Raw genomic sequence first — 22873 nt, forward strand, 5'->3', positions numbered from 1 at the left:
GGGCGCGGGCCTCAGCGGCGGCCGGCCAGCGAGAGCGTGCGCTGCGCGGTCGCCACCACCGCCGCGTCCACGAACCTCCCGTCCGGCAGGGCCTGAGCCCCCGCCCCGGTCCGGGACGCCTCCATGATCTGCTCCGCCGCCTCGACCTCGCGCGCCGTGGGACGGAACGCGCGCTCGATGACCGGCAGCTGCCGCGGATGGATCGCCGCCCGGCCGAGCAGACCGAGATCCCGCCCGTGCGCGCACGACGACCGCAGCCCGGACAGGTCACGGACATCGGGGTACACCGACATCACGGGCGGGTCGAGTCCGGCCGCCCGCGCGGCGATCACCACACGGCTGCGCGGCCAGTCGAGCCCGGCATCGTCCCGCACCCCCAGATCCGCACGGAGATCCGCCTCGCCCAGCGCGACCCCCCGTACGGCGTGATGCGCCCCGGCGATCGAGTACGCGTGCTCGATCGCCAGCGCCGACTCCAGCAGCGGATACAGCGGCACCCCTGGCGCCAGAGCCGCGACGTGGTGCACCGACGCCGCATGGGTGATCTTGGGGAGCCGCATCCCGGACAGCCCCGGCAGCCCCACCAGCGCCTTCACGTCGCCCTCGCTGTGCACCCGGACGTGGACCGGCACCGCCATCGGGTTCGCCGTGACCGGATCCGAGAGGAGCTCGGCCGTCGCCGACCGCGCGTACCCCTTGCGGTCCGGGGCGACCGCGTCCTCCAGGTCGACGATCACCACGTCCGCGCCCGAGCCGAGCGCCTTGCGGACCACCTCGGGCCGGTCCCCGGGGACGTACAGCCAGGTCAGCGCCACCGGCCGGCCGGTCACAGCGCGCCCTCGTCCCGCAGCGCCGCGATCGCCGGCGCGGAGAGGCCGAGCTCCGTCAGGATCTCCTCGGTGTCCGCCCCGTGCGGCCTCCCGGCCCAGCGGATCGCCCCCGGAGTCTCCGAGAGCCGGAAGAGCACGTTCTGCATCCGCAGCGGCCCCAGCTCGGGGTCGTCGACCTCGGTGATCGTGCCCAGGGCCCTGTACTGGGGGTCCTCCATCACGTCGCGTACGTCCTGGATGGGGGCGATCGCCGCCTCGGCCTTCTCGAAGGCGTCCACCGCCTCCTCACGGGTGCGGCGGGCGATCCAGTGGCCGACGGCCTCGTCCAGTTCGTCGGCGTGCTCGGCCCGGGTGCTCCCGGCGGAGAACCACGGCTCCTCGATCAGCTCGGGGCGGCCCACCAGCCGCATCACGCGCTCCGCGACCGACTGGGCGGAGGTCGAGACGGCGACCCAGTGGCCGTCCGCGGTCCGGTAGGTGTTGCGGGGAGCGTTGTTGCGGGAGCGGTTGCCGGTCCGCGGCTGGACGTATCCGAGCTGGTCGTACCAGAGCGGCTGCGGTCCCAGCACGGTCAGGATCGGCTCGATGATCGCCATGTCCACCACCTGCCCGCCCCCGGTCCGGTCGCGTCCGGCCAGCGCCGTCATCACCGCGTACGCCGTGGCGAGCGCCGCGATCGAGTCGGCGAGCCCGAACGGCGGGAGGGTCGGCGGCCCGTCCGGCTCCCCGGTGACGGCGGCGAAGCCGCTCATCGCCTCCGCGAGCGTGCCGAAGCCGGGCCGGTGCGCGTACGGGCCCGACTGGCCGAAGCCCGTGACCCGGGTCAGCACCAGCCGCGGGTTGACGGCCCGCAGCTCCTCCCAGCCCAGCCCCCAGCGCTCCAGTGTGCCGGGCCGGAAGTTCTCGATGATCACATCGGTCTCCGCGGCCAGCCGCAGCAGTACGTCCCGGCCGCCCGGGGAGGACAGGTCCAGGGTCAGCGTGCGCTTGTTGCGGCCGAGCAGCTTCCACCACAGGCCGATCCCGTCCTTCGAAGGGCCGTGTCCCCGGGAGGGATCGGGCTTGCGGGGGTGCTCGACCTTGATGACCTCGGCCCCGAAGTCGCCGAGCATGGTGGCCGCGAGCGGCCCGGCAAACAGGGTGGCGAGGTCCAGGACCCGCAGGCCGGCGAGCGGAGCCGCCGGGGCCGTGGGAGTCGTCGCGGGAGTGCTCATGCGGCATCGATCTCGCTGCGGTAGGGCATGGACGTCGAGGCACCGGGTCTCTGTACGCAGAGAGCCGCCGCCGAGGACGCCCAGGCCAGCGCCTCGGGTACGGACCGGCCCTCGCCGAGCGCCACGGCGAGCGTGCCGACGAAGGTGTCACCGGCGCCGGTCGTGTCGACGGCGGTGACCTCGGGGGCCGGGAAGAGGACCGCCTCGCCGCCCCGGGCCGCGTACAGGCAGCCCCTCCCGCCGAGCGTGATCACGACCTCGGGGACCTGCCGGAGCAGGAGCTGTGCGGCCGCGTGCGGTTCCTCCTGCCCGGTCAGCAGGGCGGCCTCGTGCTCGTTGGGGATCAGCAGGTCGACGGCGTCCAGGAGTCCGGACGGCAGCGGCTGCGCGGGGGAGGGGGTGAGGATCGTCCGCACCCCGCGGGCCTTCGCCGTACGCGCCGCCTCGGTCACCGCCGACAGCGGGAGTTCCAGCTGGAGGAGCAGCAGGCCGGCCGCGGCGACGGCCGCCTGCTCGCCCGGTCCGAGCGCGGTCACCGTGCCGTTCGCGCCGGGAATCACCACGATCGCGTTGGCTCCCTCGTCGTCGACGACGATGTGGGCGGTGCCGCTGGGCCCCGCGACGGTGTGCAGCAGGTCCGTGTCCACACCGGCGTGCTCCAGATTCGTCCGGAGCAGCGAGCCGTACTCGTCGGTCCCGACCGCGCCGATCATCACGACCTCGCCGCCCGCGCGGGCCGCGGCGACCGCCTGGTTGGCGCCCTTGCCGCCGGGGACGGTCCTGAACTCCCGTCCGGTGACGGTCTCCCCGCGCCCGGGTGCCCGGGCGACGTAGGCGACCAGGTCCATGTTGGTGCTGCCGAGCACCGCGATCGCTGTCATGGGCGGCGTACCTCCTGATAGGTCAGTTCCGCGAGGGTGTCGAAGCCGATCGGGCCGAGGCCGGCGACAGAGGTGGCGAGTCGGTTCTTGAGGGGCGCGGTCCAGCGGTCGGGCAGCGCGGCGGCCCGCCCGGCCAGCAGGCCCGCGAGAGAGCCGGCCGTCGCGCCGTTGGAGTCGGTGTCCCAGCCGCCGGACACCGCGCAGCCGATGGAGCGTGAGAAGTCCCCCTCCGCGTGGGTGAGGGCGGCGGCGAGCAGCGCCGCGTTGGGCAGGACGTGCACCCAGTGGTGGGTCGATCCGTAGGTGTCGTGGAGCCGGTCCACGACCGTGTCGAAGTCCCGTTCCGCGCGGGCCGTCCGGATGCCGAGCCGCACCGCGTGCGCGTACCGGGACCGGGGCGGCACCACACGCAGGCCCGCCGCGAGGCACCCGTGCACGTCCGTCTCGCCGCCCGCGGCCTCGGCGAGGGCGGCGGCGGTGAACATCGCCCCGTACACCCCGTTGGCCGTGTGGGTGAGGACCGCGTCCCGGTGGGCCTGCGCGGCGGCGGCGCCCGGGTCGCCCGGGTGCGTCCAGCCGTGGACGTCGGCCCGGATCTGGGCGCCGATCCACTCCCGGAACGGGTTGCGCCGGCGGGCCGTGGCGGGCGGCTCGATCCCGTCGAGCAGATTGCGGTACGCGACGCGTTCTGCGGTGAAGACGCGGCCCGCCGGGAGTTCGTCCAGCCAGAGTCCGGCCAGGTCCGACGTGCTGAAGTCCTGTCCGTGTCTCTGGAGCAGCAGCACGGTCAGCAACGGGAAGTTGAGGTCGTCGTCCTCCGGCATCCCGTCGATGTTCTCCGCGAGGGAGGTGGGCGCCGAGCGGCGGTTCCAGGGGTGGGCGGCGGCCAGGCCGGCCGGCACCCCCCGGGCGGTGAACCAGGTGGTGAGCGGCCAGTTCCCGGTGGCGCGGGCCAGGGCGCGGATGCCGGCCAGCGGCAGCTTCTCGACCGGCTTGCCGAGCAGGCAGCCGGCGGCCCGGCCCAGCCAGGCCGCGTGCAGACGGTCGCTGTCGAGGGACACCGGAGCGCCGGGCGGTGTCGGCCACCGCGGGCAGGCGGCCCGGATCGCGGGCAGGTCCGTCGGCTCGTCCCCCTGCAACGGGCTCTCCAGGGAATCGAGTTCGTCCAGGAGACGCTCCGCGAGTGCGCGGAGCCTGGCGGGGGCGGCCGGCTGCGAGGCCCCGGCGCGGTCGGGGGCCGGCGCGCCGCCCGCCGCGTACCAGCGCTGTCCGATGTCCCCGGCGTCCCGGCCGTCCTGCGCGGCCTGGCGCAGCTCGTGGCCCACCAGGTCCTCGGGCTGCACCCAGGTCAGGCGGACGGTCACCGGCCCCCGCCCGCCAGCTCGGCGAACGCCGCCTCGTGCGTGCGCCGCCGCGCGGTGTCCCGTGCGAAGACCTCGCGGGCGACCTCCGCCAGGGCCCGCGCCGGGGCGTGCAGATCGAGGCGGCTGGCCTCGGCGACCGTCTTCACCCAGTCGGCGGGGATGGCCTGCTCGCCGTGGAGCGCCCCGGCGAGCGCTCCGCTCATCGTGGCGATCGAGTCGCAGTCACGGCCGTAGTTGACCGCGCCGAGCACGGTGCGGCGGTAGTCGCCGCCGCCGACGAGCAGCATGCCGAGCGCGATCGGCAGCTCCTCGATGGAGTGCAGCCGGGACGGCCGCCGGGCGCCCAGCGAGGGGTCGCGGTAGTGGGGGCCCACCGTGTCGAACGGGGCCACCGCGGCGCGCAGCGGCACCAGCGCGGACTCGAAGTCGTCGTAGCGGCCCGCCACTTCGCACACCGACTCGATCGCCGACCGGGTGCCGTCCTTGGACGACGCCAGAGCGGTCCCGACGACGGAGGCGGGGGTGGCGCCCGGGGTGCACGCGGCGGCGACGGCGGCCGCCAGCACCCCCGCCGCCTCCCTTCCGTACGAGGACTGGTGCGCCCCCGCGACGTCCAGCGCCTCCGCGTACGCGGCCTCCGGGTGGGCGGCGTTCACCAGGCCGACCGGAGCCATGTACATCGCGGCCCCGCAGTTGACGACGTTCCCCGACCCCGCCTCACGGGGGTCGGCGTGCCCGTAGTGCAGCCGGGTGACGATCCACTTCTCGGCGAGGAAGATCCGCTGCAGGGGGAGTGCCTCGGCCTCCAGCTCCGGGATCCAGCGGGGCCGTGACATCAGGTCAGGTACGAGGTGGTCGGCGACCGAGTAGGCGTCGAGGTGGCCGCGTACGGTCTCGTAGACCCGGACCAGCGCATGGGTCATCAGGGTGTCGTCGGTGACGTGCCCGTCGCCCTTGTGGTACGGGGCGATGGGGCGTGCGGTGCGCCAGTCGTCGCCGTACCAGGGGCCGACGATGCCGGTCACCCGGCCGCCGTGGCGCTCCGCGATCTGCTCGGGCGTCCAGCCCTCGACGGGGCCGCCGAGGGCGTCCCCCACGGCCGCGCCGACGAGCGCTCCGGCGATGCGTTCATCCAGGGTGAGTGTCGTGGTGGTCGTGCCGGCCGCGAGCGGTTCGGGTGTTTTGAGTGCCATGCCGGAATTGTCCACCCGGGGTGGCGGGTTCCGTGGCTGCGAGCAGCCCGGCGAGTTCGATCAGATCCGTCCCGGCGAGCCGGGGCAGCGCGCACCCGGCCAGCGTGCGGCAGGCCTCCCGCCAGCCCGCCGGCACGGTGACCGAACCGCCCAGCGCACCGGTCAGCGCCCCCGCCAGGGCCGGCGCGGAATCCGCGACCCGTGAGAGGCAGGCCGCGGCCGGGACCGCCTGCGTGAGATCGCCCCGTGCCGCGGTCGCCAGGGCGAGGGCCACCGGCACGGTCTCGGCCGCGGCGATCCCGTAGCTGTAGACGTGGTCGACGATCTGATGCTCCAGCACGGGGACGAGCGCGAAGGCACCCGCCGTCTCGCCGGCGAACTCCCTGGCCAGCCGCACGGCGTGGGCGGCGTTGCGGGCGATCTCGGTGCCGTCCGGCAACTGGCGGAGCGCGGCGTTCACCGCCGTGTCGACGTCCGCGCCGGCGAGCGCCTCGGAGACCGCGGCGGCGACGGCGCGCGCGCCGTGCACCCCGTCACCGTCCTGGGTGTACCGGGCGTCGAACTCGGCGAGCTCGGCCGCGGCATCCGGGTCACCTGGGTGCACGACCGCGAGGACGGCGGCCCGCACGCAGGCGGCGTCGTCGAAGTAGTGCGGATTGTCGTGGCCGGTGGCGGGCGGGCGCAGCCCCGCGGCGAGGTTGCCGAGCCCGGCCCGCACGGAGATCCGGGCCCGGAGCGGGAGGACGGCCGACTCCACCTCGGGCGCCCGGGCGCTCGCGGCGGCGACCTTCGCGGCCAGCGCGTTCCACGCCCGGTCGACCGCGTCCCGCATCCGGTGGCCGGGGGAGAGGTCCGGCGCGTGGTCGGCGGCCGCCGACAGCACCGTGCGTGCGGCGAACGCGGCCCACTCGGCGTCGTCGGACGGGCCGAGCCGCAGTGGTTCCGGCGGCTGGTTGAGCGCGATCGGCACGGGGAGCGTCGTCGTCGCGTTCTGCTCCGCGAAGGTGTCCAGCTCCCGGGTGAGCCGCCTCGTCCACTCGGGCATCCGCGCCGCCCGGTGCCGCGCGGCCGGCCACCCGGCGGCGTCGCCGGCCGCCAGTCCGAGGAGCAGCCCCTCGATCCTGGCCTGCCTGTCCGGAGCGTCGCGGCCCCGGGTGCCGTCCCCGGCCGCGGGTTCGGCGGTGATCCGGATGGCGACGTGCGGGGCGGAGTCCGCCGGTGCGGTGGACGCGCCGCGGGAGGCGCGCCGGTCGCCGGTCACCGGGCGTCCTGCCGGGTGCCGGGGCCCCCGGTGCCGGACCCGGTGGCGACGGGTGTGTGCCGGGCGGGTGGCTGTGCCCCGGACGGCTGCCCGCCGGACGGGGCACCGGGCATCTCGTGCCGCGGCGCACCGGGCGCGACGCCGGCGGGCTCCCGGCCCGCCGGCGCCGCCGGACCCGGCGGATCCTCCCCGTCGTCCGGGGTCAACAGCTCCGCGATGTCCAGGACGTGGTAGCCCCGCATCGACGGCAGACAGCTGCCGCGCACCGGGCCGATCGCCTCCGCCCAGTCCCGGGGGATCGCCGAAGCCCCGTGCAGGGCACCGGCCAGCGCCCCCGCGACCGCCGCGGTGGTGTCGGCGTCCCGGCCCATGTTCACCGCCGTGAGCACCGCCGTACGGAAGTCGCCGCGCGCCGCCGTGAGGGCGCCGAAGGCCAGTCCCACCGCCTCCGGCGCCAGGTCCGTCCACGGGTAGCCGCCGATCACCACCGCCGAGCGCACCGCACGTTCCGCCGTCAGCCGGTCCGGGTACGGGCGCTGCGCCGCGGAGACCGCGCGGCGCAGGGAGCGGGCCGTCCAGGAGTCCATGGGCACGACCGAGAGCGCGGCGGCGATCACGGAGGCCAGCCCCGCCCCCACCATCGCGGCCGCCACCCCCGCCGCCACCGCCTGCCCGCCGTAGATGCCCTCGCCGTCGTGGCTGACCCGCCCGTCCACCGCGACCAGGCGGGCGGCCTCCGCGGGCCGGCCCGCGGCGAAGACCCCGAACGGCGCCGCCCGCATGGCGAGACCGTCGCTCCAGGCGTGCCGGTGCTGGGCCGAGATCGGGGCGGCCAGACCGCGGCGCAGGTTCTCCAGCGTGCCGCGCTCGCTGAAACCGGCTCCCCGGAAGGGGCCCTCGTCCAGATCGGCGATCCAGTGGTGCCAGGCCCGTTCGACATGCGAGACGGTGAGTGCCGAACCGTGCCTGGCCAGCAGCAGCCCGGAGAAGATCGCGTACTCGGTGTCGTCGGTCCCCGCCGGATCGTCGCTGACGAAGCCCTCGATTCGGCCCCAGCGGCGGCGGATCTCGGAAGGGCGCATGTTCTCCGCCGGGGCGCCGAGGGCGTCCCCCACCGCGAGTCCCAGCAACGCCCCCCGCGCCCGGTCGCCCGTGCCCGCCGCCGTGCCGTCCGCCATGAGCTCCATCGTCCCGACCCTTCGCTCCCACCCGGAACAACCGGATGTGCGAGGTTTCCCCGCTCGCGGCGAAGAGAGGCGTGTATTTCGTACAAATCGTCCGGCCGGGTGACGCTCCCACGCCAGGTAAGTTCGGCCTTCCTTGCTGGCGGGAGCGGTTTTTCGTGCGTACTTTCGACCATGCGGAGCGGGAGAAGTCCACGGGGTCCGCTCCCGGAGAAGGGGAGAGCTGTGTCCATCATCGAGACCGACGCCGTACTGCACGAGGCGCACCGCGACAACCACACCCACCGTGATGTGAACGGCGGCTGGCTGCGGCCCGCGGTGTTCGGCGCCATGGACGGTCTCGTCTCCAACCTCGCCCTGATGACGGGCGTCGCCGGGGGCGCGGTCTCCCAGCAGACCATCGTCGTCACGGGGCTGGCCGGGCTGGCCGCCGGCGCGTTCTCCATGGCCGCGGGGGAGTACACCTCCGTCGCCTCGCAGCGGGAGCTCGTCGAGGCCGAGCTCGACGTCGAGCGGCGTGAGCTGCGCAAACACCCCAAGGACGAGATGGAGGAGCTCGCCGCGCTCTACGAGTCGCGCGGTGTCGAGCCCGCCCTCGCCCGGGAAGTCGCCCGGCAGCTGTCCAGGGACCCGGAGCAGGCCCTGGAGATACACGCCCGCGAGGAACTGGGCATCGACCCGGGCGACCTGCCCTCGCCGCTCGTCGCCGCCGTGTCCTCCTTCGGCGCCTTCGCGCTGGGTGCCCTGCTGCCGGTGCTGCCCTACCTGCTCGGCGCCGACGAGCTGTGGCCCGCCGTGCTGCTCGCCCTGGCCGGCCTGTTCGCCTGCGGAGCGGTGGTGGCCAGGGTGACGGCCCGCAGCTGGTGGTTCAGCGGGCTGCGCCAGCTCGTGCTGGGGGGAACGGCCGCCGCGATCACGTACGCTCTGGGCTCGCTCTTCGGTGTCGCCGCAGGCTGAGGCTCCGCAGGGGGTGCTCTCGGCCGGTCGGCCCCTCTCCCGGGACTTCCCGGGCGTCCCGCGGTGTTGCACCGGTGTGACGTACGTCTTGACGCACGTCACTGGGCGTACGGGGTATGACGACCCTAAAATGAGACTCTATGCAGCGCTACACATAAGTAGCCGTTACCCGGCGGTTTCGATTCCATGACCGCTGGGCAAGAGCCGTAGACACTCGCGGGCAACGACGCCTGCACTCTGCGGTCTCCCCCGGGCAGTGATCCACGAGGGTCCTCTCGTTCGTGACCCACCCGCACCACGGCTCCGTGGTGTCCGCATGTTGGAACGACCTATCCGCTTTTTGAGAAGCGTTCCATCATGTAACCTGCACGAAATTTCGCAGAGGGCCAGCGTCGTCCCTCGGCACAGCACATGCCACGACGACGACGGGAGAGCCGATGCGTTCCGACGCCTGGTCGCCCATGGACGGTCGCCCTGTCCAGCAGGGAATGTACGACCCCCGTAACGAGCACGACGCCTGTGGCGTCGGGTTCGTGGCCACTCTGACCGGTGTGGCCAGCCATGAGCTGGTCGAGCAGGCGCTGACCGTATTGCGCAACCTCGAACACCGCGGCGCCACAGGATCCGAGCCCGACTCGGGTGACGGCGCCGGCATACTCCTTCAGGTCCCCGACGCCTTCCTCCGTGAAGAGGTCGCGTTCGAGCTCCCCGAGGCCGGCTCCTACGCCGTCGGCATCGCCTTCCTGCCCGCGGACGACTCCACCGACTCCGTCAAGCAGATCGAGAAGATCGCCGCCGAAGAGGGCCTCGACGTCCTCGGCTGGCGCCAGGTCCCGGTCACGCCGGACATCCTCGGCAACGGCGCCCGCGCCGTCATGCCGGAGTTCCGCCAGCTGATCGTCGCCGACGGGACGAGCACCGGCATCGCGCTGGACCGCAAGGCCTTCGTCCTGCGCAAGCGCGCCGAGCGGGAGGCCGGGGTGTACTTCCCCTCGCTCTCCGCACGCACGATCGTCTACAAGGGCATGCTCACCACCGGGCAGCTGGAGCCGTTCTTCCCGGACCTCTCCGACCGCCGCTTCGCCACCACGGTCGCGCTGGTCCACTCCCGCTTCTCCACCAACACCTTCCCGAGCTGGCCGCTCGCCCACCCGTACCGCTTCGTCGCGCACAACGGCGAGATCAACACGGTCAAGGGCAACCGCAACTGGATGAAGGCCCGCGAGTCCCAGCTCGCCTCCAGCCTCTTCGGCGAGGCGCAGCTCGACCGGATCTTCCCGGTCTGCACCCCCGACGCCTCCGACTCCGCCTCCTTCGACGAGGTCCTGGAGCTCCTGCACCTCGGCGGCCGCTCGCTGCCGCACTCCGTGCTGATGATGGTCCCCGAGGCGTGGGAGAACCACGCGTCCATGGACCCGGCCCGCCGCGCCTTCTACCAGTACCACTCCACGATGATGGAGCCCTGGGACGGCCCGGCCTGCGTCACCTTCACCGACGGCACCCAGGTCGGCGCGGTCCTCGACCGCAACGGTCTGCGCCCCGGCCGCTACTGGGTCACCGACGACGGCCTCGTCGTGCTCTCCTCCGAGGTCGGCGTCCTGGACATCGACCCCGCCAAGGTCGTCCGCAAGGGCCGCCTCCAGCCCGGCAAGATGTTCCTCGTCGACACCGCCGAGCACCGCATCGTCGAGGACGACGAGATCAAGGCGTCCCTGGCCGCCGAGAACCCGTACGAGGAGTGGCTGGAAACCGGCGAGATCGAGCTCGAGGACCTCCCCGAGCGCGAGCACATCGTCCACACCCACGCCTCGGTCACCCGCCGCCAGCAGACCTTCGGCTACACCGAGGAGGAGCTCCGCGTCCTCCTCGCCCCGATGGCCCGCACCGCCGGCGAGCCCCTCGGCTCCATGGGCACCGACTCGCCGATCGCCGCGCTCTCCGAGCGCCCCCGGCTGCTCTTCGACTACTTCACCCAGCTGTTCGCGCAGGTCACCAACCCGCCGCTGGACGCCATCCGCGAGGAGCTCGTCACCTCGCTGCGCTCCACGCTCGGCCCCCAGGGCAACATCCTGGAGCCGTCGCCCGCAGCGTGCCGCGCCGTCACGCTGCCCTTCCCGGTGATCGACAACGACGAGCTGGCCAAGCTCATCCACATCAACGCCGACGGCGACATGCCGGGGATGAAGGCCGCCACCCTGGCCGGCCTCTACCGCGTCAGCGGCGGCGGCGAGGCCCTCGCGGCCCGCATCGAGCAGATCTGCACCGAGGTCGACGCCGCCATAGAGGACGGCGCCCGCCTCATCGTCCTGTCCGACCGGCACTCCGACGCCGAGCACGCGCCGATCCCGTCGCTGCTGCTCACCTCGGCCGTCCACCACCACCTCATCCGCACCAAGCAGCGCACCCAGGTGGGCCTGCTGGTCGAGGCCGGCGACGTCCGCGAGGTCCACCACGTCGCGCTCCTCATCGGTTACGGCGCCGCCGCCGTCAACCCGTACCTCGCGATGGAGTCCGTCGAGGACCTCGTCCGCGCCGGTACGTTCATCGAGGGCATCGACGCCGAGCTGGCCATCCGCAACCTGATCTACGCCCTCGGCAAGGGCGTCCTGAAGGTCATGTCCAAGATGGGCATCTCGACCGTCGCCTCCTACCGCGGCGCCCAGGTCTTCGAGGCCGTCGGCCTCGACGAGTCCTTCGTCGCCCAGTACTTCAACGGCACCGCCACCAAGATCGGCGGCGCCGGACTCGACGTCGTCGCCAAGGAGGTCGCCGCCCGGCACACCAAGGCGTACCCCGCCTCCGGCATCTCCGCCTCGCACCGCGCGCTGGAGATCGGCGGCGAGTACCAGTGGCGCCGCGAGGGCGAGCCGCACCTGTTCGACCCCGAGACGGTCTTCCGCCTCCAGCACGCCACCCGCAACCGCCGGTACGACATCTTCAAGAAGTACACCGGCCGGGTCAACGAGCAGTCCGAGCGCCTCATGACGCTCCGCGGCCTGTTCAACTTCAAGGAGGGCCGCGCACCGATCTCCATCGACGAGGTCGAGTCCGCCTCCGAGATCGTCAAGCGCTTCTCCACCGGCGCCATGTCGTACGGCTCCATCTCCCAGGAGGCGCACGAGACCCTCGCCGTCGCCATGAACCAGCTGGGCGGCAAGTCCAACACCGGCGAGGGCGGCGAGGACTCCGACCGCCTCTACGACCCGGCACGCCGCTCCTCCATCAAGCAGGTCGCCTCCGGCCGCTTCGGTGTGACCAGCGAGTACCTCGTCAACGCGGACGACATCCAGATCAAGATGGCGCAGGGCGCCAAGCCCGGTGAGGGCGGCCAGCTGCCCGGCCACAAGGTCTACCCGTGGGTCGCCAAGACCCGGCACTCCACCCCGGGCGTCGGCCTGATCTCGCCCCCGCCGCACCACGACATCTACTCCATCGAGGACCTGGCTCAGCTGATCCACGACCTCAAGAACGCCAACCCGGCGGCCCGCATCCACGTGAAGCTGGTCTCCGAGGTCGGCGTCGGAACGGTCGCGGCCGGCGTCTCCAAGGCCCACGCGGACGTCGTCCTCATCTCCGGCCACGACGGCGGCACGGGCGCATCCCCGCTCACCTCGCTCAAGCACGCGGGCGGCCCCTGGGAGCTCGGCCTCGCCGAGACCCAGCAGACCCTCCTGCTCAACGGCCTGCGCGACCGCATCGTCGTCCAGACCGACGGTCAGCTCAAGACCGGCCGCGACGTCGTCATCGCCGCGCTGCTCGGCGCCGAGGAGTTCGGTTTCGCGACCGCTCCGCTCGTCGTCTCCGGCTGCGTCATGATGCGCGTCTGCCACCTCGACACCTGTCCGGTCGGCATCGCCACCCAGAACCCCGTCCTGCGCGACCGGTTCTCCGGCAAGGCCGAGTACATCGTCAACTTCTTCGAGTTCATCGCCGAAGAGGTCCGCGAGATCCTCGCCGAGCTCGGCTTCCGCACGATCGAGGAGGCCGTCGGCCACGCCGAACTCCTCGACACCGAGCGGGCCGTCACCCACTGGAAGGCCCAGGGCCTCGACCTCGAGCCCCTCTTCTACGTGCCCGAGCTCCCCGAGGGCGCGGTGCGCCACCAGATCGCCGAGCAGGACCACGGCCTGGCCAAGGCCCTCGACAACGAGCTGATCAAGCTCGCCGCCGACGCCCTGGGCGCCGACAGCGCCGAGGCGGCCCAGCCCGTCCGCGCGCAGATCGCGATCCGCAACATCAACCGGACGGTCGGCACCATGCTCGGCCACGAGGTGACCAAGAAGTTCGGTGGTGCGGGCCTGCCCGACGACACCATCGACATCACCTTCACCGGCTCCGCGGGCCAGTCCTTCGGCGCGTTCGTACCGCGCGGCGTGACGCTGCGCCTGGAGGGCGACGCCAACGACTACGTCGGCAAGGGCCTCTCCGGCGGCCGCGTCATCGTCCGCCCGGACCGCGGCGCCGACCACCTCGCCGAGTACTCCACCATCGCCGGCAACACCATCGGCTACGGTGCGACCGGCGGCGAGCTGTTCCTCCGCGGCCGGACCGGCGAGCGCTTCTGCGTCCGCAACTCCGGTGCGACGGTCGTCTCGGAAGGCGTGGGCGACCACGGCTGCGAGTACATGACCGGCGGACACGCGGTCGTCCTCGGCGAGACCGGACGCAACTTCGCAGCCGGCATGTCCGGCGGCATCGCGTACGTCATCGACCTCGACCTCGACAACGTCAACACCGGCAACGTCGGCGCCGTCGAGGCCCTGGACGACACCGACAAGCAGTGGCTGCACGACGTCGTGCGCCGCCACCAGGAGGAGACCGGGTCCACGGTCGCCGAGAAGCTGCTGACCGACTGGGACTCCACGGTCGCCCGCTTCAGCAAGATCATCCCGTCCACCTACAAGGCAGTGCTCGCCGCCAAGGACGCCGCTGAGCTCGCCGGTCTCTCCGAGCAGGAGACCACCGAGAAGATGATGGAGGCGGCGACCAATGGCTGACCCCAAGGGCTTCCTGACCACCGGACGCGAGGTCGCCGAGACCCGCCCCGTCGGCGAGCGCGTCAAGGACTGGAACGAGGTCTACGTTCCGGGATCGCTGCTCCCGATCATCAGCAAGCAGGCCGGCCGCTGCATGGACTGCGGCATCCCGTTCTGCCACAACGGCTGTCCGCTCGGAAACCTCATCCCCGAGTGGAACGACTACGCCTACCGCGAGGACTGGTCGGCGGCGTCCGAGCGCCTGCACGCCACGAACAACTTCCCGGAGTTCACCGGCCGCCTGTGCCCGGCTCCGTGCGAGTCGGCGTGCGTCCTCGGCATCAACCAGCCGGCCGTCACCATCAAGAACGTCGAAGTCAGCATCATCGACAAGGCGTGGGACAGCGGCGACGTCACCCCGCAGCCGCCCGAGCGCCTCTCCGGCAAGACCGTCGCCGTCATCGGCTCGGGACCGGCGGGTCTCGCCGCCGCCCAGCAGCTGACCCGCGCCGGCCACACGGTCGCCGTCTTCGAGCGCGCGGACCGCATCGGAGGGCTCCTCCGCTACGGCATCCCCGCGTTCAAGATGGAGAAGTCGCACATCAACCGCCGCATCGAGCAGATGCGCGCGGAAGGCACCAAGTTCCGTACGGAGGTGGAGATCGGCAAGGACCTGGACGCCGCCAAGCTCCGCCGCCGCTACGACGCGGTCGTCATCGCGGCCGGTGCCACGGTCTCCCGCGACCTGCCCGCCCCGGGCCGTGAGCTGAACGGCATCCACTTCGCCATGGAGTACCTGCCGCTCGCCAACAAGGTGCAGGAGGGCGACCTGACGGTCTCCCCGATCACCGCCGAGGGCAAGCACGTCGTCGTCATCGGCGGCGGCGACACCGGCGCCGACTGCGTCGGCACCGCCCACCGGCAGGGCGCGGCCTCCGTCACCCAGCTGGAGATCATGCCGCAGCCGGGCGAGGAGCGTAACGCCAACCAGCCCTGGCCGACCTTCCCCATGCTCTACAAGGTCACCTCCGCGCACGAGGAGGGCGGCGAGCGGATCTACTCCGTCTCCACCACCCACTTCGAGGGCGACGAGGACGGCAACGTCCAGTCGCTCCACCTCATCGAGGTGGAGTTCAAGGACGGCAAGCTGGAGCAGAAGGCCGGCACCGAGCGCGTCATCCCGGCCCAGCTCGTCACCCTGGCCATGGGCTTCACCGGCACCGACCAGGCCAACGGCCTCGTCCAGCAGTTCGGCCTCGACCTCGACGAGCGCGGCAACATCGCGCGCGACGAGAACTACGCGACCAACGTCGACGGCGTCTACGTCGCCGGCGACGCGGGCCGCGGCCAGTCCCTCATCGTCTGGGCCATCGCCGAGGGCCGCTCCGCGGCGCGCGGCGTGGACCGCTTCCTGACCGGGACCAGCGCACTGCACGCCCCGATCCGCCCGACGGACCGTTCCCTGATGGTCTGATCACGGCACACAGACGTCCCGTACAACGGCGTACGGAACTGAACGCGGCGCTCGCCCCGTCCCCGACCGGACATGGGCGAGCGCTGCGGCGTGTCCGGGGTGCCGTGCGGACTCAGCCGGCCGGTGCCGGCGCGTACACGGTGGCCGGGGTGCCGTGGGGACTCAGCCGACCAGCGCCAGCGCGCACACGGCGGCCAGGGTGCCCGTCACCGACAGCACCAGGCCGGTCCCCATGAACCGGCCCATCGCGATGCGCGTCCCCTGCCAGCGGCACCGCTCGAACCACAGCAGTGTCGCCAGCGATGCCCACGGAGTGATGAGCGGCCCCACGTTGACCCCGACCAGCAGAGCCAGCAACTGGTCCCGGTTGCCCACCGGGACGACCGCCTCGCCCGCCAGATAGGCCGGCAGGTTGTTCAGGACGTTCGACAGCCCGGCCCCCACCGCCGCCGTCCGCAGCATCCCCACGAAGCCGTTGTCCGTGCCGAGCAGGGACTCCAGCAGTTCGTGCAGCCCGTGCGCGTCGACCGTCTGCACCACCAGGAACATCCCCGGGACCAGGACCAGCAGCCGCCACGGCACCAGCGACAGCCGCAGCTCCTGCCTGCGCCGTACGGCGAACGCCACCACGACGACCACCATCGCCGTCAGCGACGCCGACCAGAGCGGAACGTCCGCGACCAGGATCGCCAGCAGGAAGCCCGCACAGGCCACCGCACAGATCCGCAGCAGGACCGGATCCTCGGCCACCGGCGCGCCCGGCGGGGTGTACCGGTCGGCGCCGCGCCGGCCGCGCCGCCAGTAGAACACCCACAGGCAGAACGCCGTCATGGCGATCGCCGCGAGCTGGGGCAGCCACATCACAGCGGCGAGACCGGACGGCGAGAGCGCCACCCGGTCGGCCGCCAGGAGATTGGTCAGATTCGAGACGGGCAGCAGCAGACTCGCCGTGTTGGCGAGCCACACCGTCGTCATGGCCAGCGGCACCGCGGCGATCCCCACCCGGCCGGCCAGCGCCAGCATGACCGGGGTGAGCAGCACCGCCGTGGTGTCCAGGTTCAGCGTGATCGTGGTGAGCGAGGCGAACAGCACGCAGAGACCGAAGAGCAGCGGATACCGCCCGCGGCCCGCCCGCGCCACCCAGGCCGCCACCACGTCGAAGACCTGGGCCCGGCCCGTCAGTTCGGCCATCACGATCACGGTGCCCAGGAACGCCAGCAGCGGCCCGACACGCCGCATCTCGTCCGCCGCGGCCTCCGAGGGCAGCAGCCCGGTCGCCATCGCGAGCAGCCCCAGCGCCAGCAGGCCGCCCGCCAGCCAGTCGAGCGGGTGCAGCCGCCGGAGAAGGCCGCGCGGACCCTCACCGGGCCCGCCGGCCCCGGGTTCCCCCGCCGAGAGATCTCTTGCCATGGGACGATGATCCCAGAAGGCGGACTCACGCCGTGGACCGGCGAGTTCGCCGTCAGGTCGCCCAGGGCGGGGCCGGGGGAGAACCACGGGTCCGGGGCCTCAGCCGTCGGAGAGGGTGCGCCCCAGGAGGGGCAGCAGGCGGTCCCAGTGACGCCGCAGCGCGGCAGGGTCGAAGGCGTCGGTGTCGGCCATGGTGAAGCCGTGCACGGTACCGGGGTAGATCTCGGACGTGCAGTCGGCACCCGTCTTCTCCAGGGCCCGGTCGAGCTCGTCCATGGACTCGGGCGTCATGTCACCCTCGGCGTGGCCGAAGTGGACCTGGGCGGCCAGCCCGGCGAGACCGCCGGGCCCGTCGGCGCCCACGGGGGCGTGGAACGCCGCGACGGCGGCCACCCGGCCCGGGTGGGCCGCGGCGGTGCGCACCGCCACGAGCCCGCCGATGCAGTAGCCGGTCACCCCGACCGGTCCGGCGCCGACCTCGGGCCGGCCGGTGAGGAACCCGAGGTAGGCGTCGGCGTCGCTGAGGGTGCGCTCCGCCGTGTGCGCCTCGATCAAGGGCATCAGCCGGGCGAAGATCGCCGGCCTGGCCTCCTTCCCGATGTACTCGGGGAGCTCGACCACCGGTGCCGGGCCCTGCCGGTAGAAGAGGTTGGGGACGAGCACGTAGTACCCGTGTCCCGCCAGCCGGCGGGCCATGTCCCGCAGCACGGGCCGGATGCCGAAGCCATCCGGGTACATCAGCACCCCCGGGTGCCGCTCACCGTCGTCGGGGAAGGCGGCGAAGGCGTCGGCCCGGCCGTCCGCGGTGGGAATGTGCAGGGTCCGTGTCTCGGTGCGCATGAGTTCTCCTGTCGTGGTCGACGTGTCCGGCCGAGGTCACCACGACAGCAGGAGGAGCCCGCGCGGCAGCGCCGGACCCCTCGTCCGGGTGTGGGCGGGCGTCGGCCCGCGCGGCGCTCAGGGGAGCGCCGGGTCACCGATCCGTGTGTGGCGCGAGGCCGTCCCGGTAGTCATCGCGCCACACCGTAGTCCTCCGGGCAGGAACCGTGCCGGCCGGCCAGGTCCTCTCCGGCGTACCGTCCTTGTCAGGCCGCGCCCGTCAGGGAGGCCGTCCGTACGGCGACCAGCGCGGCCAGCATCACGACCAGGACCGCCCCGCCCGCCAGCTGGGCCGCGGACGTCCGGAGCCTGGCCGGGGCGTAGGCCAGTCCGTACGTCACCAGGCCGCCGGTCAGGAGCCCGCCGAGGTGGCCCTCCCACGAGGTGAACACGGCGGAGATCACCATCCAGAGGAGGAAGCCCGCCATGAAGCGGTTGACCGCCCGCATGTCCGAGCCTAGACGGCGGTTGATGACGTAGAAGGACGCAGCCAGGCCGAAGATCGCCCCCGACGCGCCGACCGCCGACGTCTCCGGCGAGACCAGGTACACCAGCACCGAACCGCCCACGGCGGACAGCAGGTACAACGCGAGGTAACGCGCCCGCCCGAGCTGGCCCTCCACGATCCTCCCCAGATTCCACAGGGCGAGCATGTTGAAGACCAGGTGCATCACGCCGAACGACGCGTCGGGCGGCAGGTGAAGGAACGCGCCGGTCAGCAGCCGGTACCACTCCCCGTCCGCCACCCCCGTCAGCTCGAAGCCGGGCGAGGTCCAGCCGTCGTACACGTACAGCGCGCCGTCCGGCCCGGCCAGCGCCGCCCCGAGCATCCCGAACCGGTCGACCGTGCCGGACCGTACGACCTCGACGACGTACGCCACGATGTTCAGCGCCATGAGCACATACGTCACCATCGGCGTCGCGGCGTCCGGCACCTCGCCGCCGAACAGCGAGCGCGCCCGGCGGACCGAACGCTGCCCCTCCTTCACGCACTCCACGCAGTGGTGCCCGACCGACGCCTCACGCATGCAGTCGGGGCAGATGTACCGGTCGCAGCGCGTGCAGCGCACGTACGTCTCGTACGACGGGTGGCGATAACACGTGGTGGCGGCGGCCTCCATGGCCGGCTCCTTCATTCGTGGACGGGGAGGAGGGCCGCCGGGGGCGGCGGCGCTCAAGATAGCGAACGCCGGTCGGGACCGGCACACCTGGGTGCCGGGGTGTCCTACGCTCGGAACTCCCCCAGCCACCAGGGCAGAAGCGCGCCGCCCGGATCGGAGAACCCGCATGACCGGCTCGCCCGTCACCCCAGGCCCGGCCATCAGCCTGCGCAAGGTGCGGGAGCAGGCACCGGCGATCGCCGGCCATTACGAGCGCGCGCGGGTGTCCCTGGAGAAGCACGGGATGAGCGGCGGACGGGCCGCCGTCTACCTGGTCCTCGACCATTCGGGTTCGATGAGGGACTACTACAGGGACGGCAGCGTCCAGGCCCTGGCCGACCGGGTCCTCGGGCTCTCGGCCCATCTGGACGACGACGGACGGGTGCCCGTCGTCGTCTTCTCCACGGACATCGACGCCGTCACCGACATATCCCTCGACAACCACCAGGGGCGCATCGACACGATCGTGGCCGCTCTCGGGCACATGGGGAGGACCAGCTACCACCTGGCCATGGACGCCGTCATCGACCACTACCTCGACAGCGGTTCGACCGCCCCCGCCCTCGTGGTCTTCCAGACGGACGGCGGTCCCGTCAGCAAGCACGCGGCGGAACGCTACCTCTGCAAGGCGGCGAAACTGCCGTTGTTCTGGCAGTTCATCGGCTTCGGCAACAAGCGGAGCTCGCAGTTCGACTTCCTGCGCAGGCTCGACGAACTCGCCGTGCCGGCCAAGCGCCCCGTCGACAACGCGGGCTTCTTCCACGCCGGGCCCGACCCCCGGACCCTCCCGGACTCCGAGCTGTACGACCGGCTCGTCGCCGAATTCCCCCACTGGCTGGCGGCGGCCCGCGCCCAGGGCATCGTCCGCTGACCCCGTAGGCCGGACGCCGGCCCGGACCGATCGCCGACTCCCTACACAGGGCCCGCGCCCGGACCGATCACCACGAGGCGCCGCCCTATCCGGTGACGCGCCGCGAATCCCGACAGAGGATGTCGTGTTTAGAGGGTTCGATGGGTCCCATGACATCGAGCGTGACACCGACAGCGTGGCAGGACTTCAGCGCGGCGGAGCCGGCCCTCGCCGGCACCGTGCGGAAACGGTTCCAGCAGTACAAGCACCACGTCCTCGCGACCCTGCGCGCGGACGGCTCCCCGCGGGTCACCGGCCTGGAGGTGGAGTTCCGGATGGACGCGATGTGGTTCGGCATGATGCCCAACTCCCGCAAGGCACTCGACCTGCGGCGCGACCCCCGCTTCGCGATCCAGGCCAACCCGGGGCCCGACGCGGAGATGGCCGACGGAGACATCCGCGTCTCCGGACGGGCCGTGGAGGTCACCGACCCCGACGTGCTGGCCCGCTTCGTCGAGGAGGTGACACCGCCGGAACCCTTCCTGCTCTTCCGTGCCGACCCCGCCGAGGTGGTCCGCACCGGGCTCGACGGCGACGACCTCGTCGTGCAGGTCTGGCGGCCCGGCCACCCCCTGCGCACCCTGCGCAGGGGAGCCGACGACAGCCCCGTCCGCGAGTCCTGACGCCCCGCGGCCCGAAGCCGCCCCCGAGGCGCCCCGGGGGCGGCTCCAGGAGCGGGGCGACCCCGCCCGGTGGCGCCCGGCACCTGACCGGCGTAACGACCGCCGGCGATCCGCCCGGCCTCCGGCCCGCGACCCCGGACGGACGCCGGTACGGCATGCGGGTGAAACGAGCTCCCGTACGAGCATTCCGACACGGGCCCGGTGCGATCCGGACTCTCGGCGGAACGGAAGGTTCCGGCGCCTCGCGAAGCGGGCGCAGCCCTTGGGGGAACAGAGCGGGAAGCCTCGGGGGCTGATATCGGAACCCACCGTGAACGGACTCCGTCAGCGCCCCGCCCGGCGGACTTTCCGGCACGCCGGTGCGGTGTGACCTGCCATCCGACGACAGAACGTGCTACGGTTGCCGAGTTGCAGTTTTGGTACCCATGAACTTTATGTGCGCCTGACGGGAACCCTCCTCAGGCGCTTTATTGTTTTCCGGCTTTCTCCGGGTGGGGCTCAATGCGGCGACTTGGAATTCGTAAAGTGCGGATTTCCGGCACTGCACCTCTTTTAGGAGAATGACATGGCTACTGGAACCGTGAAGTGGTTCAACTCGGAAAAGGGCTTCGGCTTCATCGAGCAGGACGGCGGCGGCGCTGACGTCTTCGCCCACTACTCCAACATCGCCACCCAGGGCTTCCGTGAGCTCCAGGAGGGCCAGAAGGTCTCCTTCGACGTCACGCAGGGCCAGAAGGGCCCGCAGGCGGAGAACATCGTCCCGGCCTAATTGCCGGACGCGTACCTCGCAGCCGGGGCCCGCACCGTGAAGGTGCGGGCCCCGGTTTGTGCTGTTTCCGGCTCGTCCCGTCCTCGGTCCGGCTCCGCCACCGGGACATCTGCTCTGTGCTTGCATCCTGGGGCGCACATCCAGCAGACCTCAGCAGTCGGCAGTAACCCCAGGAATCCCCCAGGAGGGCAATTCCGTATGACCCGCTCCGAACGCCAGGACCGACCGACCCGCAACCGCCCGATAAGGGGCCGCGGGACGGACCGTGCACAGGCGACCACCCGAGGATCCGGCAAGGCACCGGCCCGACGCAGGCCCGCGCCCGCCCAGGGCGGCGAATTCGCCCTGCCGGAGACCCTCACCCCCGCACTGCCCGCCGTCGACGCGTTCGCCGAGCTGGACATGCCCGCCGCGCTGCTGAAGACCCTCGCCGCACAGGGCGTGACCGACCCCTTCCCGATCCAGGGCGCCACCCTGCCGAACTCGCTGGCCGGCCGGGACATCCTCGGACGCGGCCGCACCGGCTCCGGCAAGACCCTCGCCTTCGGCCTGGCGCTGCTCGCCCGCACCGCGGGACGCCGCTCCGAGCCGCACGCACCGCTGGCGCTCGTCCTCGTCCCCACCCGTGAGCTCGCCCAGCAGGTCACCGACGCGCTGACCCCGTACGCCACCTCCGTGAACCTGCGCGTCGCCACCGTCGTCGGCGGCATGTCGATCAGCAGGCAGTCCGGCGCGCTGCGCCGCGGCGCCGAGGTGCTCGTCGCCACGCCGGGCCGTCTCAAGGACCTCATCGAGCGCGGCGACTGCCGTCTCGACGAGGTCGCGATCACCGTCCTCGACGAGGCCGACCAGATGGCCGACATGGGCTTCATGCCGCAGGTCGTCGCGCTGCTCAAGCAGGTCGAGCCCGACGGGCAGCGGATGCTGTTCTCCGCGACCCTGGACAAGAACATCGACCGGCTGGTCAAGATGTTCCTCACCGACCCGGTCGTCCACTCGGTCGACCCGTCCGCCGGTGCGGTCACCACGATGGAGCACCACGTGCTCCACGTACTGGACGAGACGGACAAGAAGGCCGTCGCCACGAAGATCGCCGCCCGTGAGGGCCGGGTGATCATGTTCGTGGACACCAAGCGTGCCGCCGACCGCTTCGCCAAGCGGCTCCTCGCCAGCGGCGTACGGGCCGCGGCCCTGCACGGCGGCCGGTCCCAGCCGCAGCGCAACCGCACCCTGGACCAGTTCAAGAACGGCCAGGTCACCGCCCTCGTCGCGACGAACGTGGCGGCCCGCGGCATCCACATCGACGACCTGGACCTCGTCGTCAACGTGGACCCGCCGACCGACCACAAGGACTACCTCCACCGCGGCGGGCGCACCGCGCGCGCAGGGGAGTCCGGCAGCGTCGTCACGCTCGTGCTGCCGGAGGAGAAGCGCGACATGACCCGGCTGATGCAGGACGCGGGTATCGCGCCGCACACCACCCGGATCAAGTCCGGCGACGAGGAGCTCAGCCGGATCACGGGCGCCCGTGAACCGTCCGGCGTCGCCATCGTCATCGAGGTCCCGCAGCCGGTGCAGCCCAAGCCGCGTACGCGCGGCGGCGGCCAGGGCGCCGGCGCGGCGGCCGGCGGGTCCTTCCGCTCGGGCAGCCGCGGCCGTGGCCGGCGTGGCGGAACGGGCGCGGGCTCGGGCGCCGCACAGGGCGGCACCGGCGGCGCTTCCCGCGGTGGCGCGGGCGGCGGCGCGCGTGGCGGCGCCGGCGGTGGCGCGGCCCGTGGTGGTGCCGGC

The 22873-nt window shown here is 72.6% G+C and carries 17 protein-coding genes; 7 read left to right on the forward strand and 10 right to left on the reverse strand.

Annotation, left to right across the window (positions count from 1 at the left end):
* Positions 1 to 11: 11 nt before the first annotated feature.
* From ACFUNE_RS16890 to ACFUNE_RS16920, 7 genes are read right to left on the reverse strand one after another with little or no spacing between them, the layout of a single operon-like run.
* Positions 12 to 830, reverse strand: coding sequence for an HpcH/HpaI aldolase/citrate lyase family protein (locus ACFUNE_RS16890; RefSeq protein WP_383567726.1), 819 nt, complete (start codon positions 828 to 830; stop codon positions 12 to 14).
* Positions 827 to 2044 (reverse strand): CaiB/BaiF CoA transferase family protein, encoded by a 1218-nt coding sequence (locus ACFUNE_RS16895; protein WP_383567729.1) that lies wholly within the window; start codon positions 2042 to 2044, stop codon positions 827 to 829. Before ACFUNE_RS16895 ends, ACFUNE_RS16890 begins: the two co-directional genes overlap by 4 nt.
* Entirely contained in the window at positions 2041 to 2925 is an 885-nt protein-coding gene (gene rbsK / locus ACFUNE_RS16900) for a ribokinase (protein WP_383567732.1), read from the reverse strand. The genes ACFUNE_RS16895 and rbsK overlap by 4 nt, the downstream gene beginning before the upstream one ends.
* On the reverse strand, positions 2922 to 4289 hold the full coding sequence (locus tag ACFUNE_RS16905) for an ADP-ribosylglycohydrolase family protein (RefSeq protein WP_383567735.1): 1368 nt from the start codon (positions 4287 to 4289) through the stop codon (positions 2922 to 2924). Before ACFUNE_RS16905 ends, rbsK begins: the two co-directional genes overlap by 4 nt.
* Positions 4286 to 5482, reverse strand: a complete 1197-nt coding sequence (locus tag ACFUNE_RS16910) for an ADP-ribosylglycohydrolase family protein (protein WP_383567738.1) — start codon at positions 5480 to 5482, stop codon at positions 4286 to 4288. Before ACFUNE_RS16910 ends, ACFUNE_RS16905 begins: the two co-directional genes overlap by 4 nt.
* Positions 5418 to 6743: an ADP-ribosylglycohydrolase family protein gene (locus ACFUNE_RS16915; protein WP_383567741.1), complete on the reverse strand. Its 1326-nt coding sequence runs from the start codon at positions 6741 to 6743 to the stop codon at positions 5418 to 5420. The genes ACFUNE_RS16910 and ACFUNE_RS16915 overlap by 65 nt, the downstream gene beginning before the upstream one ends.
* Positions 6740 to 7930 (reverse strand): ADP-ribosylglycohydrolase family protein, encoded by a 1191-nt coding sequence (locus ACFUNE_RS16920; RefSeq protein ID WP_383567743.1) that lies wholly within the window; start codon positions 7928 to 7930, stop codon positions 6740 to 6742. Before ACFUNE_RS16920 ends, ACFUNE_RS16915 begins: the two co-directional genes overlap by 4 nt.
* Before the next feature lie 222 nt (positions 7931 to 8152).
* On the opposite strand from ACFUNE_RS16920, the gene ACFUNE_RS16925 reads away from it, so the two are divergent.
* The 3 genes from ACFUNE_RS16925 (at position 8153) to ACFUNE_RS16935 (ending at position 15334) form a co-directional block, all read left to right on the forward strand.
* Complete coding sequence (locus tag ACFUNE_RS16925; protein ID WP_383567746.1) at positions 8153 to 8884, forward strand: VIT1/CCC1 transporter family protein; 732 nt, start codon at positions 8153 to 8155, stop codon at positions 8882 to 8884.
* A 437-nt stretch (positions 8885 to 9321) separates the two neighbouring features.
* Positions 9322 to 13881 (forward strand): glutamate synthase large subunit, encoded by a 4560-nt coding sequence (gene gltB, locus ACFUNE_RS16930; protein ID WP_383567749.1) that lies wholly within the window; start codon positions 9322 to 9324, stop codon positions 13879 to 13881.
* Positions 13874 to 15334 (forward strand): glutamate synthase subunit beta, encoded by a 1461-nt coding sequence (locus ACFUNE_RS16935; protein WP_383567752.1) that lies wholly within the window; start codon positions 13874 to 13876, stop codon positions 15332 to 15334. Before gltB ends, ACFUNE_RS16935 begins: the two co-directional genes overlap by 8 nt.
* A 162-nt stretch (positions 15335 to 15496) precedes the next feature.
* Here ACFUNE_RS16935 and ACFUNE_RS16940 read toward each other — a convergent pair whose 3' ends face one another.
* From ACFUNE_RS16940 to ACFUNE_RS16950, 3 genes are all read right to left on the reverse strand, one after another.
* Complete coding sequence (locus ACFUNE_RS16940; RefSeq protein ID WP_383567755.1) at positions 15497 to 16744, reverse strand: SLC13 family permease; 1248 nt, start codon at positions 16742 to 16744, stop codon at positions 15497 to 15499.
* 99 nt (positions 16745 to 16843) lie between these two features.
* The gene (locus ACFUNE_RS16945; RefSeq protein WP_383567758.1) at positions 16844 to 17584 is read right to left on the reverse strand and encodes a dienelactone hydrolase family protein; all 741 of its coding nucleotides are present in this window, start codon (positions 17582 to 17584) and stop codon (positions 16844 to 16846) included.
* 245 nt (positions 17585 to 17829) lie between these two features.
* Complete coding sequence (locus ACFUNE_RS16950; protein WP_383567761.1) at positions 17830 to 18744, reverse strand: rhomboid family intramembrane serine protease; 915 nt, start codon at positions 18742 to 18744, stop codon at positions 17830 to 17832.
* A gap of 166 nt (positions 18745 to 18910) precedes the next feature.
* Between ACFUNE_RS16950 and ACFUNE_RS16955 the strand changes: the two genes are divergently transcribed.
* The 4 genes from ACFUNE_RS16955 to ACFUNE_RS16970 all read left to right on the forward strand — a co-directional run.
* Positions 18911 to 19654 (forward strand): vWA domain-containing protein, encoded by a 744-nt coding sequence (locus tag ACFUNE_RS16955; protein WP_383567764.1) that lies wholly within the window; start codon positions 18911 to 18913, stop codon positions 19652 to 19654.
* A 149-nt stretch (positions 19655 to 19803) separates the two neighbouring features.
* The gene (locus ACFUNE_RS16960; protein ID WP_383567767.1) at positions 19804 to 20316 is read left to right on the forward strand and encodes a pyridoxamine 5'-phosphate oxidase family protein; all 513 of its coding nucleotides are present in this window, start codon (positions 19804 to 19806) and stop codon (positions 20314 to 20316) included.
* 565 nt (positions 20317 to 20881) lie between these two features.
* On the forward strand, positions 20882 to 21085 hold the full coding sequence (locus ACFUNE_RS16965) for a cold-shock protein (protein ID WP_015607926.1): 204 nt from the start codon (positions 20882 to 20884) through the stop codon (positions 21083 to 21085).
* Positions 21086 to 21283: 198 nt separating this feature from the next.
* Positions 21284 to 22873 (forward strand): DEAD/DEAH box helicase (locus ACFUNE_RS16970; protein ID WP_383567770.1); only part of this gene is annotated, 1590 nt, incomplete at its 3' end.

The sequence above is a fragment of the Streptomyces sp. NPDC057287 genome (assembly GCF_042667905.1).
Taxonomy (GTDB): Bacteria; Actinomycetota; Actinomycetes; order Streptomycetales; family Streptomycetaceae; genus Streptomyces.